Origin of the sequence: Pseudomonas caricapapayae (genome assembly GCF_001400735.1) — a bacterium.
GTDB classification, from domain to species: domain Bacteria; phylum Pseudomonadota; class Gammaproteobacteria; order Pseudomonadales; family Pseudomonadaceae; genus Aquipseudomonas; species Aquipseudomonas caricapapayae.
Window position 1 is genome coordinate 36109 of record NZ_LJPW01000190.1, and the last position, 19121, is coordinate 55229.

Sequence of the window (19121 nt, forward strand, 5' to 3'; positions counted from 1 at the left end):
TTGATGTTCAATGTTCTGCCTGCACCGTGTCGTGCCGTGAGCGACAGGCAGGTGACACACAATGAGTTCTATCCACGAACAGGCAATGAATTACGTCTATCAGCAAGTATTGCAACGTTTGCTGGGGTATTTCACCCGTGCGGAGCGCACGGCGTTGCAGTTGTTGATTCAGCGATTGATTGTTGCGGCGGGCGGGATTGAGCGTATTTCCGGCTTCAAGGTGCTGGTCGCCTTTGGCGGTGGCAAAGACAGTGCCTACACGCTGGCCTTTTTGCGCGCCGCTCAGTTGAGTATTGCCTGCCGGTCGCCCGGGACATTCACCCTGCGGGTTGCCAACCGACGCCACGCGGGCATGACGCCTGCGGTAATGGATAACATCAACCGTACTTATTCAGCGTTGTTCCTGTATGACGACCCGCGTGTCGAAATGCTGGTCATCGACAACCAGTACACCCAGGCCTTCGAACCGGATCTGCCTTTTTCCGGCGCAGGACGTGAGCAGAACCGCCTGGACATGCTGCTGGGTGGCCACCTGTCTGCAGGAGACGCCCGCACAACGTTTTGCAATACATGCTATCTCGGGCTGGCGGAGTTTCTGGGGCGCGCTCTGAGTTGGGGTAATGGTGTCGATGCGGTGGTAAGTGGCGATTCACGCAGGGAGCAGCGTCAGTATGCAACGTGGATCATGCGTCTGGCCCAGCGTACCGGACAGTACACGGGCAGTTGGGGCAGCCAGACACTGACCGGCGTGCTCAAAGTCATCGATACGATTGGTCAGGCGTATTACCACGAGCTTTATGGGGAGGGTGAAGACAGCCCGCGCGCAGGCCCATCCATAGCCGTCTCTGAAAGAACCAAAGCACCCGCTTTCATCACCATTGCCGACCTGGTCAGTTGCAAGGCAGACGAGCACTGGAACCTGCTTACCGAATTCCTGGATTTTCGTTTTGATGACCTGTCGTTCAGCTTCAGTGAGTCCGATTGCGCCAATCCGTTGTTGATGGCACACATGCGTGGCCTGACTGCGCAGTACTTGCAAGAGCGCAACTACGCCGACGGGATAGCCGAATACCTTGAACTGGCAACGTCACTGATGCGCAGAAAGCAAATGCCGCCGCGATTGATCGATCAGACGCTCAGCGCCTATGCCGGTCGAGCACGTATCGAGGCCCGCCGCGAGCTGGCCTCAAGCTTCGCCCAGGAGGGGTTCGGTTTGAACGAGACTCAACTGGTCTGCATGCTGTTTTCGCCATTCGTCAATCATGGCAGTGGGCTCGAATTGTTTCTGCGCCGCTGCCATCCAGGCATGCTGGTGGCGCTGCCGGACCTGCATAAGGCGCTGTCGGGCTCGACGCCTCCGGATCAAGTGATGCAGTGGCTGGTGGACATCAGCGGTTTGAGCCTCAAGTCATTGCAAAACCTCTACGGCAAGCGACGGGTGAACTTCGATGACCCGCATTCGATCATTGCCAGAATTCGCGCTGCCGATCCTGACAAGCGGCGAATCATGACCGTTGATCCGGCGACCGGGCAGGCCGTGGTCGAGATACTCTCCGGACGCTGAGCCGGTTTCGAATGATGGCTGCTGTCGCAAACGGCACCCGTCATGTCGCGATTTTCTGAAGCCTGTCGTGGCTGAGCGGCGGATACCTGTATGAAAAACAGCATGGATTTCGCCTATCAGGCGGTTTACCGCTATCTGGTGCGGCTGGTCGACCAGCAGCAGGGCGGGCTGGCGCTGAAGATGCCGTCACTGCGACAGCTTGCGCAGCGACTCAATGTATCGATATCCACGGTGCAAAGTGCCTATTCGCTACTGGAGAAGGAGGGGCGCGTCTACTCGCTGCCCAAGTCGGGTTATTACTCGGCACCGAGCAGCGGAGCCAGGGAAGGGCTGGCATGGCCTGGCAGCGACGGCGATCTTTTGCACGCGCTGTACGATCACTCCCGCCGTCCCGGCATGTCGCTGTTAGGCTGCGATGAGCCGACACTTCTGTACGCACAGGAAGGCCCGCTTCCAGCGATGGAGCGCGAGCTGGCTCGGCATTATCCGCGTCTGGGGCCCGGTTTTCAGCCGTTCGGCGAGCCTGAGCTTCGCACTGCGTTGGCGGCCCGCTACACCCGTGATACCGAGCACTGTTGGCACGCTGAAAATGTCTATGTCGCTCCGGACCTGCATGGCGCGTTCAAGGCCGTTCTCGAGACGCTGGGGCTGCGCGGCCGCGCGGTACTGGTGGAGTCGCCCTGTCCCTGGGCGTTGCTGCGCCTGCTGCAATCGTTCGACATTCGCGTGATCGAGTTTCCCCTGAGCGAAACCGGCAGTCTGGACCCTGGCCGACTCGATCACCTGTTGCGGGACAACGATATCGCGCTTGCCGTGTTGCCCTCGTCGCTGAATTCGGTGCGAGGTAGCGTGCGCCCGCAGGGTAATAACGAAGCTGTCGCCGACGTGCTCAATCGTCATCAGGTCTGGGTACTGGAAAATGACACCCATTGCGGATTGCAATTTACCTTTGAGCTGGTCCCTCTGCGCCAGTGGATTGACCCACAGCGGCTGGTGATTATCGGCGCATTCGACAAGAGCCTCGGCCCTGAAGCGCCTTATGGCTATTTGCTGTGCAAAACCCTTGATGCGCAGTGGCAGCAGTATTTCTGGCTGCGAGCATTCGAACTGCCGCCAATACGTCAGCGGGCTATTGCCAGGTTGTGCAGCAACGGGCGTCTGGACAGGCAACTGATGGCCTTGCGAGAGACGCTGGCAAGACGCATGTACTCAATGGCGCAGCAATTGGATGAGCAGACCGGCGGGACATTGCGTTATCAGATGCCTGAGGGTGGCTGCGGCATCTGGGCCAGGAGCGTTTGTCCCGTGAACATGCGCCAGGTCTTCGACGTGCTGCTGGCGCAACGCATTGTCATTACTCCTGGCGAGCTGTTCAGCCTGCAGAATCGTTACGGCCAGTATTTGTGGATCAGTTATGCCATCGACTGGAGCCAGGCTCCGGCCGAGCGCCTGGGCGCACTGGGGGAGGCTTTAAGAAAGTCCCGTTTACCACAGACGCTGACCTGAAAGGCCGTCGATCCATTTGTGTTTGCCAGACCTGATTCAAGGCTGTTAACTGGACGCCTGTCCAGTACTCACAACTAACGGCCCTCCAGCGCAGTGACCCCGAACGCTTCTGTAAATCCCGTACCCGATCCAGCCCTTGTCAGCGACTCGCCTGCGCGTTATGTCGTGGCTGTGCGCGCATTGTGCGAGTTCACCGCCAAGGTCGGCGATCTCGACCTGCGCTTTACGCCATCGCCAACGGCTCAGGAAGGAATTGCCGGGCATCGTACGGTAGCCACGCGTCGCGGTGCCGATTATCAGGCCGAGCTGTCGTTGAGTGGGGACTATCGCGAGTTGACCGTAAGGGGCAGGGCGGACGGATACGATGCCGGGCGCAATCAACTGGAAGAAGTGAAGACCTATCGCGGTGAGCTGGATGCAATGCCTGCCAATCACCGTCAATTGCACTGGGCGCAGGTTAAAGTCTACGGGTGGTTGCTTTGTCAGCGTCTGCAGCTGGATAACGTGACACTGGCACTGGTGTACTTCAACATTGTCAGCGAACAGGAAACCCTGATTCGCGAGCAGTTCGATGCGGCTGCACTGCAACAGTTCTTCGTGCGGCAATGCGAGATATTTCTCGGTTGGGCGCAGCAGCAACTGGCGCATACGCAGGCGCTGTACAAGGCACTCGGCAGCCTGACTTTTCCTCATGCGTCCTTTCGTACCGGGCAACGGGTGCTGGCCGAGTCGGTCTACAAGGCGGTAAGCACCGGCTTTTGCCTGATGGCTCAGGCACCGACCGGCATCGGCAAGACCGTGGGCACGCTGTTCCCTTTGCTCAAGGCCGCGCCCGGTCAGAAGCTCGACAAGATTTTCTTTCTCACCGCCAAGACACCGGGACGCCGACTGGCGCTGGATGCGCTGGAGGTCATCAATCGCAGTGCGCCCGAGCTCAAGCTGCGGGTACTGGAACTGGTGGCGCGGGACAAGGCTTGCGAGCATCCGGACAAGGCCTGCAACGGCGACTCCTGCCCGCTGGCCCGCGGTTTCTATGATCGTCTGCCTGCGGCGCGCTCGGCTGCGCTGACGTCACCCTGGCTGAATCAGGCCGGTGTGCGCGAAGCAGCTTTGCGGCATCAGGTCTGCCCGTATTATCTCAGTCAGGAACTGGCTCGCTGGGCTGACGTGGTGATTGCCGACTACAACTACTATTTCGACCTGAGCGCGCTGCTGTTCGGCCTCTCTCAGCTCAACCAGTGGCGCGTGGCGGTGCTGGTCGACGAAGCGCACAACATGGTCGAGCGGGCGCGCCAGATGTACAGCGCCAGTCTTGATCAGAGCCAGTTGAAAGCCTTGATCCGGACGTCGCCCGAGCCCGTGAAAAAAGCCTTGCAGCGCCTGGATCGGCAGTGGAACGCGCTGCACAAGATGCAGCCCGGTGCCTATCAGGCGTACGCGGCAGCGCCGGAAAAATTCCTCGGCAGCCTGAATCTGTGCGTCTCGACCATCGGCGATCATTTCAATGAGCACCCGCAGGCGGTGGACGTCACGTTGCAGGGGTTCTATCTGGAAGCCATCGGCTTCGCGCGCGTCGCCGAGCTGTTCGATGAGCATTTCATTTTCGACATCACCCGGCGCGAGGCAGGCAGCAAGCGCATTCTGTCGCGCCTCAGCCTGCGTAACGTTGTACCGGCACGCTTTATTCGTCCGCGCCTGACCGCTGCACGCAGCACTGTGCTGTTTTCCGCCACACTCAACCCTCGGCATTACTACGCGGACCTGCTGGGGCTGCCGGTCAACACGGCGTGGATCGATGTGGAGTCACCGTTTCATCACGACCAGCTCGACGTGCGGATTGTCAGCAGCATTTCCACCCGGTTCACTCACCGTCAGGCTTCGCTGGCCCCGATTGTCGAGCTGATGGCCGAACAGTTCGAAGCGCGACCGGGTAACTACCTGGCGTTCTTCAGCAGTTTCGATTATCTGCAACAGGTGGCTGAACGGATGGCGCAGAGACATCCGCACATCACCCTCTGGCAGCAGGCACGGGGAATGGGCGAGAGTGATCGTCACGCGTTTCTCGAGCGCTTTACCCTGAGCAGCCAGGGCATTGGTTTTGCCGTACTGGGAGGAGCCTTCGGTGAGGGCATCGATTTGCCAGGTGCACGTTTGATCGGTGCATTCGTTGCCACGCTCGGGTTGCCGCAGCTCAACCCGGTCAACGAGCAGTTCAAGCAACGCATGGCGGCATTGTTCGGTGCCGGCTATGACTACACCTATCTTTATCCGGGTGTGCAGAAGGTGGTGCAGGCAGCGGGAAGGGTGATCCGCAGTCAGAGCGATCGCGGCGTGGTAATGCTGATCGATGATCGTTTTGCCGAGCATAAGGTTAAACAGTTGTTTCCAGCGTGGTGGCGGCCTGAAACGTCTACGGTGTAGGGATCGATACTCAAGCAGCGCTGTCGAACTGCCAGTAAACTGCCGCAGCAATTGCGATTTCACCTCGGCAAGTCTTTCTTTTTTCTCCGTATTTCATTTCTTCGTGGAGGTTGTATGAGTCTCAGTCCTTTCGCCGGCAAGCTGGCACCTGCGCAGTTACTGGTCGATATTCCGAGACTGGTCACGGCTTACTACACGGGACAGCCAGATGCATCGGTGCCCACTCAACGCGTTGCGTTTGGCACTTCCGGACACCGCGGTACTTCGTTTGACCTGGGCTTCAACGAATGGCACGTGCTGGCTATCAGCCAGGCGATCTACCTGTATCGCAAGGCCAATGGCATTGACGGTCCGTTGTTTCTGGGAGCCGATACCCACGCACTGTCCACGCCGGCCGCCGCCACGGCTCTTGAAGTGCTGGCTGCCAATGGCGTGCAGGTGATGATTTCTCAGGGTGACGAGTACACGCCGACCCCTGCCGTGTCTCACGCCATCATCTGCTACAACCGTGGCCGAACCTCAGGTCTGGCTGACGGCATTGTCATCACGCCTTCGCACAACCCGCCACAAAGCGGCGGCTTCAAATACAACCCGCCCAATGGCGGCCCGGCCGACAGTGACGTGACCAAGTGGATCGAGAACAAGGCCAACGAATTGCTGGCCGAGAGCGTTGCGGGCGTTTCTCGCATCAGCCACGAAAAAGCGCTGCGCGCCGATACCACTCACCGCCATGACTACCTCAACACCTACGTGGCTGACTTGAAGAATGTGATTGACCTGGACGCCATTCGCGACTCGGGCCTGCGTCTGGGCGTAGATCCGCTGGGCGGGGCCGGGGTGAACTACTGGTCAGCGATTGGCGAGCATTACGGGTTGAATCTGGATGTGGTCAACAAGTTTGTCGATTCCACGTTCCGTTTCATGACGGTCGACTGGGACGGTCAGATTCGTATGGACCCTTCATCCAGCCACGCCATGCAGAGCCTGATCGGCCTCAAAGACCGCTATCAGGTGGCATTCGCCTGCGACCCGGACCATGACCGTCATGGCATCGTGACCCCTACCGGCGGGTTGATGACGCCCAACAGCTACCTTGCGGTGTCTATTGACTATCTGTTCCGCAATCGTCCTGAGTGGCGTGCCGACGCTGCAGTCGGCAAGACCGTGGTCAGCAGCGGCATGATAGACCGTGTGGCTGCACGCCTGGGTCGGCGTCTGTACGAAGTGCCGGTCGGTTTCAAGTATTTTGCAGAGGGCCTGTTCGAGGGTTCACTGGGCTTCGGCGGTGAAGAAAGCGCCGGTGCGTCGTTCCTGCGCCGTGACGGTACGGTCTGGACCACTGACAAGGACGGTCTGATTCCGGCTTTGCTGGCTGCGGAAATGACTGCCCGTACGGGACGTGATCCGAGCGAGATCTACGCCACCATGACGGAAGAGCTTGGCCAGCCGTTCTCGACCCGCGTCGACGCCAAGGCCAACCCGCAACAGAAGGCCCTGCTGAGCAAGCTGTCGCCGGAACAGGTGACCTCCACCGAACTGGCGGGAGAGCCGATTCAAAAGGTGCTCAGCCATGCACCGGGCAACGATCAGGCGTTCGGCGGGGTGAAAGTCATGACCGAAAACGGCTGGTTCGCGGCGCGCCCTTCAGGTACCGAGGACATCTACAAGATCTACGCCGAGAGTTTTGTCAGCGAAGATCACCTCAAGCGCCTGGTGGCAGAGGCTCAAGTATTGGTGGATGGGGCGATTTCGCCGAAGTAGTCACCGCTTTCGCCACTGCCGGAAAAACCTCGAACCTCAACCGGCTCGGGGTTTTTCAGCTTTTGACATGTGGGTCAGTCGCGATAGAAGACCTGCACGAGGTGATAGCCGAATTTGCTTTTGATCGGCCCATGCACCACGCGTAGGGGCTTTTTGAAGATCACCTGATCGATGGCACCGACCATTTGTCCCGGTCGGACTTCGCCCAGATCACCGCCGCGTTTGCCGGACGGGCAGCTAGAATGTTTTTTAGCCAGTACGTCAAACGCCTCGCCCTTGGCGATGCGCAGCTTGAGCTGTTCGGCCTCTTCGGCGGTTTTCACCAGAATATGGCGAGCTTGGGCTTTCATGTCGCAATATCACCTGCTGCAAAAGGCTGCCATTATGCCTGCACTTGCTGAACGACGCCCGTGCGGGCCGTAAGCTGCCTGTCCTGTATGCGTGTGCCGTCATGACGGCCGTCGTCTTTTTACTTCATTTTGTACGGTATTGATTATGGATTTTCCGGCGCTGTTGAAGATTCTGGCCAGTCAGGACGGATCGGACCTGTATCTTTCCACCGGAGCGCCACCGTGCGCCAAGTTCAATGGGGTGCTGAAGCCGCTGGGCAGTGAAACCCTCAAGCCCGGCGAGGTGGCGGTGATTGCCCAGGGACTGATGGACGGAGAGCAGAAGCTTGAGTTCCTGCGTGAGCTGGAGATGAATCTTGCCGTTTCGCTGGCAGGCATCGGCCGGTTCCGGATCAATATCTTCATGCAGCGCAACGAAGTCTCCATCGTCGCCCGGAATATCAAGCTGGACATCCCGCGTTTCGAGGACTTGTTCCTGCCGCCCGTACTGCTCGACGTGATTATGGAAAAACACGGTCTGGTGCTGTTCGTCGGTGCCACCGGCTCAGGCAAATCGACTTCACTGGCGGCGCTGATCGACTATCGCAACCGCAACGCCAGTGGTCATATCATTACCATCGAGGATCCGGTGGAGTTCATCCATCGCCACAAGAAGTCCATCGTCAACCAGCGTGAGGTGGGCGTCGATACCCGCAGCTTCCGCGCTGCACTGAAGAACACCTTGCGTCAGGCTCCAGATGTCATTCTGATCGGCGAGATCCGTGATCGCGAAACCATGGAGCACGCCCTGGCGTTTGCCGACACCGGTCATCTGGCGATTTCGACCCTGCATGCAAACAACGCCAACCAGGCGCTGGACCGGATCATCAACTTCTTCCCGGAGGAACGTCGTGCGCAGTTGCTGCATGACCTGGGCAACAACCTCAAGGCGTTCGTCTCTCAGCGGCTGGTCAGAACCCCGGACGGCAAACGTCGTGCGGCGGTGGAAGTGATGATGGGCACGCCGACCATCCGCGACCTGATTCAGCGCAACGAACTGACCGAGCTCAAGGGCATCATGGAGAAGTCCGGCAGCCTTGGTATGCAGACGTTCGACACGGCGTTGTTCAATCTGGCCGTCGAAGGTGCCATCAGTGAAGAGGAAGCTCTGAAAAACGCCGATTCGCAGAATAACGTGCGCCTGCGCCTCAAACTGCACAGCGAAGAGGGAGTGGCCAGCCTGACGACACCGCCGCCGGCGCCCACCGGCAGCAGTACGGCGAGCACCGTCGAGTGGGGTTTGGTCGATGACGACGAGCCTGGCCCACAGGCTTGACGCCGGCGCACTCTACGTAAGGCTGGCAGTCGCCCATACCGGACGTCGAGCGTCCGTAACCGCATGCCAGCGCGGAGCACCAGCATGCTCAGCCTTTTCGGCACCTTGTTATTGAGGGTGTGCAGCTGCCAGCAATTCCTGTGTGTACGGGTGCTGCGGCGCATCGAACACATCGTGGCTGGCACCACGCTCGACAACCTTGCCGTCCTTTACCACGATTACGTCATGGGCCAGGGCTTTGACCACCGCCAGGTCATGGCTGATGAACAGGTACGTCAGGCCATGCTTTTGCTGAAGTTCACGCAGCAGCGCGACGACCTGTTTCTGCACGGTGCGGTCGAGCGCCGATGTCGGCTCATCGAGCAGAATCAATGCGGGTTTCAGTACCAGCGCCCGCGCGATAGCGATGCGCTGGCGTTGACCGCCTGAAAATTCATGGGGATAGCGATGGCGACTCTGCGGGTCGATGCCGACTTCTTCCAGCGCCCGAATGACCTCTTCGTCGCATTGCGCAGGATTGAACTGGCTGTGCACCTCCAACCCTTCACTGATGATCTGCGCCACTGACATGCGTGGGCTGAGGCTGCCGTAAGGGTCCTGAAAGACCACTTGCATTTCTTTACGCCACGGCCGCATCTGTTTCTGGCTCAGGCCGTCCAGAGCCTGTCCGCGAAAACGGATGCTGCCGCTTGACTCCAGCAGACGCAGAATCGCCTGCCCCAGTGTCGATTTGCCGGAACCCGATTCGCCGACGATGCCCAGGGTCTTGCCGCGTTCGATGCTCAGGCTGATGTCATCCACCGCTTTGAGGTATTCCTTGTGCCGCCTCAGGATGCCGCCGGTGAGAGAGAACCAGACCTTCAGGTTGTCGACCTGCAGAACCGTTTCTCGCGTGTCGCGGGGCAACGGCTCGCCGGCCGGTTCGGCGTCCAGCAACAGCCGGCTGTAGGGATGTTGCGGTGATTTGAACAGCAACTTGCAGTCGGATTGCTCGACGATCTCGCCGGCACGCATTACGCAGACGCGCTGCGCCACGCTGTGGACCAGATTCAGATCGTGACTGATCAGCAAAAGCGACATGTTCAGGCGCTGTTGCAGTTCCTTGAGCAGTACGAGAATCTTGCGTTGCACAGTGACGTCCAGCGCCGTGGTCGGCTCATCGGCAATCAGCAGTTCAGGCTCGCAGGCCAGTGCCATGGCAATCATCACCCGCTGGCGCTGGCCTCCGGACAATTCGTGCGGATAGGCTTTCAAGCGCTTTTCCGGATGCTGAATGCCTACCAGCTCCAGCAGCTCGACGATACGCGTGTGTGCTGCACGGCCACTGATGCCGCGGTGCAGCAACAATGTTTCGCCAATTTGCCGGGCCACGCTGTGCAGCGGATTCAGCGAGGTCATCGGTTCTTGAAAAATCATGGCAATCCGGTTGCCGCGCAGCTCGCGAAGAACGCGTTGGTCGGCACCCACCAGTTGTTGCCCCCGGTAGGTGATGCTGCCAGTGGTCAGGGTGCCATTGCAGGGCAGAAGTTGCAGGATCGAATGGGCCGTGACGGACTTGCCTGAGCCGGATTCGCCGACCAGTGCGAGGCATTCGCCGCGGCGCACATCCAGGCTCAGGTTGCTGACCACTCTCTGGCCGTTGAAGGCAACGCTCAGGTCGCGGATTTCGATAAGATTTTCCGGCATGTCAGGACCTCGGGTCGAAGGCATCACGCAATGCCTCGCCTATGAACACCAGCAGTGTCAGGATCAACGCGAGCGCAAAGAATGCCGTCAGACCCAGCCAGGGCGCTTGCAGGTTCTGCTTGCCCTGAGCGATCAGCTCGCCCAGCGATGCGCTGCCAGCAGGCATGCCGAAGCCCAGAAAGTCCAGCGCAGTCAGGGTAGAGATGGCACCGGTGAGGATGAAAGGCAAATAGCTCAATGTCGCATTCATCGCGTTGGGCAGTATATGGCGCATGATGACCTTGCGATCCCCCAGGCCCAGCGCACGGGCAGCTTTGACGTACTCCAGATTACGGCCACGCAGGAACTCGGCGCGCACGACGTCGACCAGCGTAAGCCAGGAAAACAACGCCATAATGCCCAGCAGCCACCAGAAGTCGGGCTCGACGAAGCCTGACAGGATGATCAGCAGGTAGAGCACCGGCAAGCCGGACCAGACCTCCAGCAGGCGTTGGCCAAACAAGTCTACCCAACCGCCGTAATAGCCCTGCAGGGCACCAGCGGTGATGCCTATCAACGCACTGATGGCGGTCAGGACCAATGCAAACAGGATCGACACCCGCGCACCGAAAATGACCCGCGCCATGACGTCGCGAGCCTGATCGTCAGTGCCAAGCCAGTTGGTGGCAGAAGGCGGGCTGGGTGCGGGGGTGATCAATTCATAGTTGGGTGTATCGTCACTGAACGGAATGGGCGGAAACAGCATCCAGCCGTCGCCTTTGGCAATCAGTTTGCGCACGTAATCGCTGCGGTAATCCGGCTGGAAAGGCAGCTCGCCACCAAACTGCTGCTCGGTGTAGCGCTTGAACACCGGAAAGTAGAGCGACTGCTGATAGCTGACCAGCAGCGGTTTGTCATTGGCAATCAATTCGCCACCCAGTGTCAGGGCAAACAGTCCGCACAACAGCCACAGCGACCACCAGCCCCGGCGATTGCTGCGAAAGCGCTCCAGACGGCGACGTGCCAGCGGCGAGAGATTACGCATCAGGCATTCCTCGCGCTGAAGTCGATTCTGGGGTCCACCAGCGTATAGCAGATGTCACCAATCAGCTTTATCAGCAGTCCGAATACCGTGAAGATGAACAGTGAACCGAACACCACCGGATAATCCCGTGAAACCGCTGCTTCATAGCTCATGCGGCCCAGACCATCCAGCGAGAAAATCACTTCGATCAGCAGCGAACCAGCAAAGAACACGCTGATGAACGCCTGCGGAATGCCCGATACGACCAGCAGCATGGCATTGCGAAACACGTGCCCATAGAGCACGCGACGTTCGCTCATGCCCTTGGCGCGGGCGGTGGTCACGTACTGGCGGGTTATTTCGTTGAGAAAGGAATGTTTGGTCAGCAGGGTCAGTGTGGCAAAACCGCCAATCACCAGCGCCGAGACAGGCAGCACCAGGTGCCAGAAATAATCGGCGATCTTGCCAAGTGCAGTCAGTTGCTCGAAGTTGTCCGAGACCAGCCCTCGCACTGGAAACCAGTTCAGTGATGTGCCACCGCAGAACACGACCACCAGCAGCATGGCGAACAGGAATGCCGGGGTGGCGTAACCGATGATAATCGCAGTGCTGCTCCAGATATCGAACTGGCTGCCATGCCTGACTGCCTTGCGGATACCCAGCGGGATGGACACAAGGTAGGTCAATAGTGTCGCCCATAGCCCCAGGGATATGGATACCGGCATCTTTTGCAGAATGAGGTCGGTGACCGTCGCGCCGCGAAAGAAACTGCTGCCGAAATCCAGGCGTGCATAACTCTTCAGCATCAGCCACAGACGTTCATGCAGCGGTTTGTCGAAACCGTATTGCCGTTCGATCTGCTTGATCAATACCGGGTCCAGTCCTCGGGACGCTCGGGAGTGTCCGGCACCGGCCGATTCGCTGGCACTTGCGCCCACGGTCGCACCGCCGATCCCCTGCAGGCGTGCGATGGCCTGTTCGACAGGCCCGCCCGGTGCGGCCTGCACGATGAAGAAATTGACCAGCAGAATGCACAGCAGGGTCGGAATGATCAGCAGCAGCCGACGCAAGATATATCCAGCCATTCAGTGCATCTCCGACACGGTGGCTGATGCACCGCGTTTTTCAGCAAACTGCTCGTTGGTCAACGGTGTCGGGCTGATTTCCCACCACGTTTCGATGGCTTCATTGTTGCTGGCCTGGATTCTCGGGATGCCGAAACGGTTCCACCAGACAGTTGAAGAACCTGGCGGGTAATAGTTGGGAATCCAGTAGTAATTCCATTGCAGGACGCGATCCAGGCAGTGTGCATAGTCGGTCATGGTCTGCTTGTTGTCGGCCTTCAGCAGGCCCGCAATGAGGGTGTCGACAGCGGGATCCTGAAGCGCCATGTAATTGCTTGACCCTGGGTCCATTGCCACTTTGGCACCGAAGCTGTTGTACAGCTCGGCTCCGGGCGATGTAGACACCGGGTAGCCAGTGACAATCATGTCGTAATCGCGGGCCATCACGCGGTTGAGGTATTGCGCAGAATCGATGCGGCGAATGTCGAAATGGATGCCGATTTGCGCCAGCGTACGTTTATAGGGCAGCAGCATCCGCTCGAAACCGTTCTGTGCATTGAGAAACGTGAAACTGAACGGTTCGCCCTGAGCATTCACCAGCTCGTCGCCCCGGGGTGTCCAGCCTGCTTCTTTCATAAGCGCCAGAGCCTGCAGTTGTTTATCGCGAATAAAGCCTGTGCCATCGGTTTTTGGCGTCTTGAACACGCTGTCGAACACCTGATCGGGGACTTTACCTCGCAGCGGCTCAAGGATTTTCAGCTCGGCGGGGGTGGGCAGTTCGCTGGCGGCAAGCTCCGAGTTCGAGAAAAAGCTGTCCTGACGAATGTACATGTTGCGCATCATCTGCCGGTTGGTCCATTCGAAGTCCCAGAGCAGCGACAGGGCCTGGCGTACGCGACGGTCCTGAAACATCGGCCTGCTCAGATTGAATACGAACCCCTGCGAGCTTTGCACCGCACCTTTGGCCAGTTGAGCCTTCTGCAAGCGCCCGTCACTGAGGGCCGGACCGTCATAGCGGATTGAATAGCCGGTCGCCGAAAACTCGCGGTTGTAATCATACGCACCGCCCTTGAGTACCGTGCGAGCTACGTCGATGTCGCCGAAATACTCGATGCTGAACGTATCGAAGTTGTACATGCCTTTGCTGACCGGCAGGTCCTTGCCCCACCAGTCTGGATCGCGTTGAAACGTGATGGTGCGCCCTGGATCGACATGGCTGATGCTGTAAGGTCCGCTACCCGGTGGTATTTCAAACCCTGCACCGCTGGCGAAGTCTCGTGATTTCCACCAGTGCTCGGGGAATACCGGCAGCGAAGCAAGATCAAGGGGCAGGGTGCGGCTGTCGTTATGCTTGAAGTCGAAACGAACCTGCACAGGCGATTCGACTTCCACCTCTTTGACCGCCTCAAACTGGGTCCGGTATTGCATATTGCCCTGAGTCATCAGCAGTTCGTAGGTGTATTTCACGTCGTTGGCAGTGATCGGTGTGCCGTCCGCGAAACGTGCCTTCGGGTTCAGGTAGAAGCGCACGGAAAGGCCGTCCGCACCGCGTTCCATTTTCTCCGCGACCAGTCCGTAGACGGTATAGGGCTCATCCATCGAGCGCACGGCCAGCGGTGCATACAGCATGCCGTTGATCTGTGAAACACCCATGCCTTTGTCGGTAAACGGCATCAGGTGATCGAACTGACCGATTTCAATCGCCGAGCGGCGCATGCTGCCGCCTTTCGGGGCGTCGGGATTTACATAGTCGAAATGTTTGAAATCGGCGGGATAGCGCGGCGCCTCGCCGTAAACGGTCAGCGCGTGTTGCGGGGCTGCAGACAGCGATTGAAACGCACCAACACATGTCAGCGTCAAGGCGAGTAATGATGGAAAAACAAAACGCATGACTCGAATCCTGACTGACGTTCGCAAGCGAATGTCAGGGTTGAAGGCGACTGGCCCTGGAGGTATGGCGAAAATCCCCGCAAAACTCATGCTCTGCGTCGCGGTATCTTCTACAGACAAATGGCCGCTTCGCCAAGCCACTACAAGCCGGTGCCGGTAACAATGGCCACACACAAAAACGGCCCATCCGAAGATGAGCCGTCTGGCACTCAGCGCAGCAGGATCAGTCCTGGCGGCTGGTCACTTCCAGCAGGTGGTAACCGAACTGGGTCTTTACCGGGCCCTGAACGGTGTTGACCGGAGCACTGAATACGACGGTATCGAATTCCTTGACCATCTGGCCCGGACCGAACGAGCCCAGATCGCCGCCCTGACGGCTGGATGGGCAGCTGGAATTGGCCTTGGCGATTTCAGCGAAATCAGCGCCGCCTTCGATCTGAGCCTTGAGTTCGTTGCATTTTTCTTCGCTCGAAACAAGGATGTGGCGGGCAGTGGCTTTAGCCATGGGGAACAATCTCCTGTGAAAAAAAAGAAACAGCCTACCGGATTCAGTGCGGTATTTCCCGACAAAGTTCCTTCGTCCTGTTTATCTGTAGCGCAGGCGGTCAACTGCACGACGCAGGAGTCGTTCGGTGCCTTCCCATCCCAGGCAGCCATCGGTGACCGACACACCGTATTGCAGCGTATCGCCCAGCGGCTGGCAGCCATCGAAAAGGTGGCTCTCGATCATCATGCCAATCAGCGAGGTATTGCCTGACAGGCGCTGGTCGAGCACGTCGTCGAATACCTGTGGTTGACGCAACGGGTCCTTGCCGCTGTTGGCGTGGCTGCAATCGACCATGATTCGCGACTTGACGCTGTTTTTGCCCAGGCTGGCCTGCACACTGGCGACGCTCTGGCGATCGTAATTGGGGCCGCCGTGACCGCCGCGCAGCACCAGATGCGTATGCGGATTGCCTTGAGTCTCGATAATTGCCGGATGGCCGTGACGGTCCATGCCGAAGTGGCGATGCGGGTGTGCTGCCGAACGCATTGCGTCGCTGGCCACGGCCACGCCGCCATCAGTGCCGTTCTTGAAGCCGACCGCCATGGGCAACCCGCTGGCCATTTCCCGATGGATCTGAGATTCGGTAGTGCGAGCGCCAATCGCGACCCAACTGAGCAGGTCGTCGAAATAGCCCGCAGCCATGGGCTGAAGGATTTCGGTGGCGATCGGCAGGCCCATGCCCAGCATGTCGCGCATCAATTGCCGTGACAGGGCCAGGCCCTCTGCCATGTCGTCACTGCCGTCCAGACGGGGATCGTAAGCCAGACCTTTCCAGCCCACTGTGGTGCGGGGTTTTTCTACGTAGGCACGCATCACCAGCAGCATCTGGTCACTGACTTGCGCCGCGAGGCTGGCCAGTCTTTCGGCGTATTCGCGTGCAGATTGCGGGTCATGAATCGAGCAGGGGCCGACAACGACCAGCAGTCTTGAGTCCTCACCGTCAAGGATGGCGCGCACGGCGCGGCGATGGGCCGCAACCTGTTCGGTCAGCGCCACATTCAGTGGCAGACGCATTTTCAGCTCAAGCGTGCCGGGCAGGCGGTTCGAGGCGGGGCTATTGTCCGCCAGAGTAACGGCATGGCTGGACAGGTCGGGCGATTTTACGGCAACGGACGAATTCATGTTCTGGCTTCCTGGGCTGGCGGGACGCTCCCGCGCAGACCTACTGGGGTGTTCGACAAAGGGCCGTATTGGCTGAGCGTGCGTGGTTGCCACCTGGCAGTGACCGAACGGAGGCGGCAGGCTGTCCCGAACGGCGGTGGCTAAATCGCCACGCGAAGTCGATATCGTTGCGGTAATAAGTGGCGTAGTTCATGGGTAAATCCTCGATTCGATGCAGTCTGATTTTTATGGGTTTCTTTTACGAAACCCTTGAAATACCGGGCCCTGAAAAACAAAACCCCCGGTCGGGAAGCCGACCGGGGGTAGAGAATTTCTCTGGTTGGCGTCCCCTTGAAGTGGGCGCCGGACAGGTATCAGGCGCGCCAGTGGCTAAACCAATACCCATAATAGGAGTTGAGCTGGACAGGAACACTCACTGAGGCAACCCGCACGGCCATAGCGCACGCACGGCAAAAAAAGCCGTTGGCAGCTCGAAGCAGTGGTGATGTGGATTGCAGCATGGTGGGTCTCCGTTGAATGATCCGGAGCTTACTTCAGGTGCAGTCGCGGATTCAATTGGAAAATTCAATCACACGCATTATGAATGACTGCGGCGGTCGGGGTGATGATTCGCGGAGCTAAAAAGAGACTGACAGCGAACCGCTCAACGGCTGATGACAGGTATGGACCGGGCAGGCTATCTTGACTGCAAGCCTGTATACATTGGTGGCGAGGGCAGGGCGCGTGTCTGGAGTGGATGCGTTATAGCCACCGATGTACCGAGACAAACTACTCTCCATCCATTATTTCTTCCGGCAGGGCTTCAGTGTTCGGGATAGTCCCGATCTTCATGCCCAGCAATACGGCCACCTTGTGCGCTTCACCGCGCCTGCCTTTCTTGCGTCCTGACAGCACCTGGTAGGTAGTTGCCGGATCAATACTGTTTTCTCTAGCGAACTCCTGAACAGATTTTCCCTGTTGTTCCAGCCAGGCCTTGGCTTGTGCGGCAGTGCGTATTCCGGGCATAGTTCAAAACCGTTCAAATCTATTCAATTCCGCGGGATTCTAACATTCGTTAGGATGGTTTCGACAGGATCATAGGTTCAAATGAGTGGAATCGGTTGCCGACTTAGAAAAGAACGAGAACGTCTGAGCATGTCTCAGCGTACCTTCGGTGAAATAGGGGGGGTCGAGGCTAACGCGCAGGGAAAGTATGAAAATGGCGATCGCGCGCCCAAAGCCGATTACCTGGCTGCGGTGGCGGCCAAAGGCGTCGATGTGCTCTATGTGTTGACCGGTACGCGTACGCCGGTGCCGGTGGACAATCTCAGTGTCCTTGAAGAAAAGATTCTGTGTAACTACCGGGTACTGGGCAAGGATGATCAGGATGCGATCCGGCGATTGACGACGACCATCGCCGAGCTTTCAGGGCCGGTTTCACGTACTGAAAAGCTTCCTTAAGGCAGGCGATGGCAGAAAGATATCGATGCTGATGTGCTGTCACATCCGGATGGGTCGTGCCATCATCGACGCACTTACAATGATGTTGTCGAGCCTCGGTGCTCGCAGTGCTAGGTCTGACTCATTGTTTTTGTTATGGTGATTGGCATTCGTTATGACCGTTGCGCGAGGTGTCTGCTTGATTAAGGTGCTAGTTGTCGATGACCATGATCTTGTCCGGACAGGCATCACACGCATGCTGGCCGACATAGACGGTCTGCAGGTTGTCGGGCAGGCCGATTCCGGCGAGGAATCCCTCAAGAAGGCGCGCGAGCTCAAGCCTGATGTTGTCCTCATGGACGTCAAGATGCCCGGCATCGGCGGGCTGGAAGCCACCCGCAAGATGTTGCGCAGTCATCCGGATATCAAGGTAGTCGCTGTCACTGTCTGTGAAGAGGACCCGTTTCCGACGCGCCTGCTGCAGGCGGGTGCAGCCGGTTACATGACCAAGGGCGCAGGGCTTGCCGAGATGGTCCAGGCCATTCGCCTGGTTTTCGCCGGTCAACGTTACATCAGTCCGCAGATTGCCCAGCAGCTTGCGTTGAAGTCGTTTCAACCGCAGGTGAACAATTCGCCGTTCGATCTGCTGTCCGAGCGGGAAATCCAGATTGCCCTGATGATTGTGGGCTGCCAGAAAGTCCAGACCATCTCTGACAAGCTCTGCCTGTCACCGAAAACCGTCAATACCTACCGATACCGTATCTTTGAGAAGCTTTCGATCAGCAGTGATGTTGAACTGGCTTTGCTTGCTGTACGTCACGGCATGGTTGATGCCAGCGCCTGAACATGACCCAGACATTCGATCCAAGTGCATTTCTCGCGACCTGTAGCGGTCGCCCCGGCGTCTATCGTATGTTCGACGCCGAAGCCACTCTGCTTTATGTCGGCAAGGCCAAGAACCTCAAGAAGCGTCTTGCCAGTTACTTTCGCAAGACCGGACACGCGCCCAAGACCGGAGCGCTGGTGTCGCGCATCGCGCAGATTGAAACCACCATCACGGGCAACGAAACCGAAGCACTGTTGCTGGAGCAGACCCTCATCAAGGAGTGGCGGCCTCCGTACAACATTCTCCTGCGTGACGATAAGTCTTACCCCTATGTGTTTCTGTCCGATAACGCCTTTCCGCGGCTGAGCATTCATCGCGGCACCAAGAAGGCCAAGGGCCGATACTTCGGGCCTTACCCGAGCGCGGGCGCGATTCGCGAAAGCCTCAGCCTGCTGCAGAAGACGTTCCAGGTGCGGCAGTGCGAGGACAGCTACTTCAAGAACCGCACACGTCCTTGCCTGCAGTATCAGATCAAACGCTGCAAAGGGCCGTGTGTCGGGCTGGTCGAGCCTGAGGTGTATGCCGAGGACGTACGTCACTCGGTGATGTTTCTCGAAGGGCGCAGTAATGCGCCTGTCTCTTATACA

General features: G+C 58.5%; 16 protein-coding genes. 8 read left to right on the forward strand and 8 right to left on the reverse strand.

Features of this window, described 5'->3' with window-relative positions:
• Positions 1 to 61: 61 nt before the first annotated feature.
• From ALO80_RS28425 to pgm, 4 genes are all read left to right on the forward strand, one after another.
• Complete coding sequence (locus ALO80_RS28425) at positions 62 to 1564, forward strand: hypothetical protein (RefSeq protein ID WP_055011391.1); 1503 nt, start codon at positions 62 to 64, stop codon at positions 1562 to 1564.
• A 90-nt stretch (positions 1565 to 1654) separates the two neighbouring features.
• Positions 1655 to 3070, forward strand: a complete 1416-nt coding sequence (locus tag ALO80_RS28430; protein WP_055011392.1) for an aminotransferase-like domain-containing protein — start codon at positions 1655 to 1657, stop codon at positions 3068 to 3070.
• A 93-nt stretch (positions 3071 to 3163) separates the two neighbouring features.
• The gene (locus ALO80_RS28435; RefSeq protein ID WP_055011393.1) at positions 3164 to 5491 is read left to right on the forward strand and encodes an ATP-dependent DNA helicase; all 2328 of its coding nucleotides are present in this window, start codon (positions 3164 to 3166) and stop codon (positions 5489 to 5491) included.
• 114 nt (positions 5492 to 5605) lie between these two features.
• Positions 5606 to 7252 carry a phosphoglucomutase (alpha-D-glucose-1,6-bisphosphate-dependent) gene (gene pgm / locus ALO80_RS28440; protein ID WP_055011394.1) on the forward strand — a complete coding sequence of 549 codons (1647 nt, stop codon included), beginning with the start codon at positions 5606 to 5608 and terminating at the stop codon, positions 7250 to 7252.
• 74 nt (positions 7253 to 7326) lie between these two features.
• Here the strand turns inward: pgm and ALO80_RS28445 are convergent, their stop codons facing one another.
• Complete coding sequence (locus tag ALO80_RS28445) at positions 7327 to 7602, reverse strand: peptidylprolyl isomerase (protein ID WP_002553334.1); 276 nt, start codon at positions 7600 to 7602, stop codon at positions 7327 to 7329.
• Positions 7603 to 7747: 145 nt separating this feature from the next.
• On the opposite strand from ALO80_RS28445, the gene ALO80_RS28450 reads away from it, so the two are divergent.
• Positions 7748 to 8917 (forward strand): PilT/PilU family type 4a pilus ATPase, encoded by a 1170-nt coding sequence (locus tag ALO80_RS28450; protein WP_055011395.1) that lies wholly within the window; start codon positions 7748 to 7750, stop codon positions 8915 to 8917.
• A 108-nt stretch (positions 8918 to 9025) separates the two neighbouring features.
• Here ALO80_RS28450 and ALO80_RS28455 read toward each other — a convergent pair whose 3' ends face one another.
• From ALO80_RS28455 to ALO80_RS28485, 7 genes are all read right to left on the reverse strand, one after another.
• Positions 9026 to 10603, reverse strand: a complete 1578-nt coding sequence (locus ALO80_RS28455; protein WP_055011396.1) for an ABC transporter ATP-binding protein — start codon at positions 10601 to 10603, stop codon at positions 9026 to 9028.
• A gap of 1 nt (position 10604) precedes the next feature.
• On the reverse strand, positions 10605 to 11627 hold the full coding sequence (locus ALO80_RS28460) for an ABC transporter permease (protein WP_055011397.1): 1023 nt from the start codon (positions 11625 to 11627) through the stop codon (positions 10605 to 10607).
• On the reverse strand, positions 11627 to 12691 hold the full coding sequence (locus ALO80_RS28465) for a microcin C ABC transporter permease YejB (protein WP_054987492.1): 1065 nt from the start codon (positions 12689 to 12691) through the stop codon (positions 11627 to 11629). Before ALO80_RS28465 ends, ALO80_RS28460 begins: the two co-directional genes overlap by 1 nt.
• Positions 12692 to 14560 carry an extracellular solute-binding protein gene (locus tag ALO80_RS28470; RefSeq protein ID WP_055011398.1) on the reverse strand — a complete coding sequence of 623 codons (1869 nt, stop codon included), beginning with the start codon at positions 14558 to 14560 and terminating at the stop codon, positions 12692 to 12694. It abuts the gene before it with no gap.
• 223 nt (positions 14561 to 14783) lie between these two features.
• Positions 14784 to 15065, reverse strand: coding sequence for a peptidylprolyl isomerase (locus ALO80_RS28475; protein WP_002553340.1), 282 nt, complete (start codon positions 15063 to 15065; stop codon positions 14784 to 14786).
• 81 nt (positions 15066 to 15146) lie between these two features.
• The gene (locus tag ALO80_RS28480; protein WP_055011399.1) at positions 15147 to 16229 is read right to left on the reverse strand and encodes a 3-deoxy-7-phosphoheptulonate synthase; all 1083 of its coding nucleotides are present in this window, start codon (positions 16227 to 16229) and stop codon (positions 15147 to 15149) included.
• A 768-nt stretch (positions 16230 to 16997) separates the two neighbouring features.
• Positions 16998 to 17234 (reverse strand): DNA-binding protein, encoded by a 237-nt coding sequence (locus tag ALO80_RS28485; RefSeq protein ID WP_055004972.1) that lies wholly within the window; start codon positions 17232 to 17234, stop codon positions 16998 to 17000.
• A gap of 129 nt (positions 17235 to 17363) precedes the next feature.
• Here ALO80_RS28485 and ALO80_RS28490 point away from each other — a divergent pair, with 129 nt between their 5' ends.
• From ALO80_RS28490 to ALO80_RS28500, 3 genes are all read left to right on the forward strand, one after another.
• Entirely contained in the window at positions 17364 to 17669 is a 306-nt protein-coding gene (locus ALO80_RS28490) for a helix-turn-helix domain-containing protein (protein ID WP_055011400.1), read from the forward strand.
• A 178-nt stretch (positions 17670 to 17847) separates the two neighbouring features.
• Entirely contained in the window at positions 17848 to 18492 is a 645-nt protein-coding gene (gacA, locus tag ALO80_RS28495) for a response regulator transcription factor GacA (RefSeq protein WP_002553344.1), read from the forward strand.
• 2 nt (positions 18493 to 18494) lie between these two features.
• Positions 18495 to 19121, forward strand: a 627-nt coding sequence (locus ALO80_RS28500; RefSeq protein ID WP_159420682.1) for a GIY-YIG nuclease family protein, incomplete at its 3' end; no start/stop codon positions are given.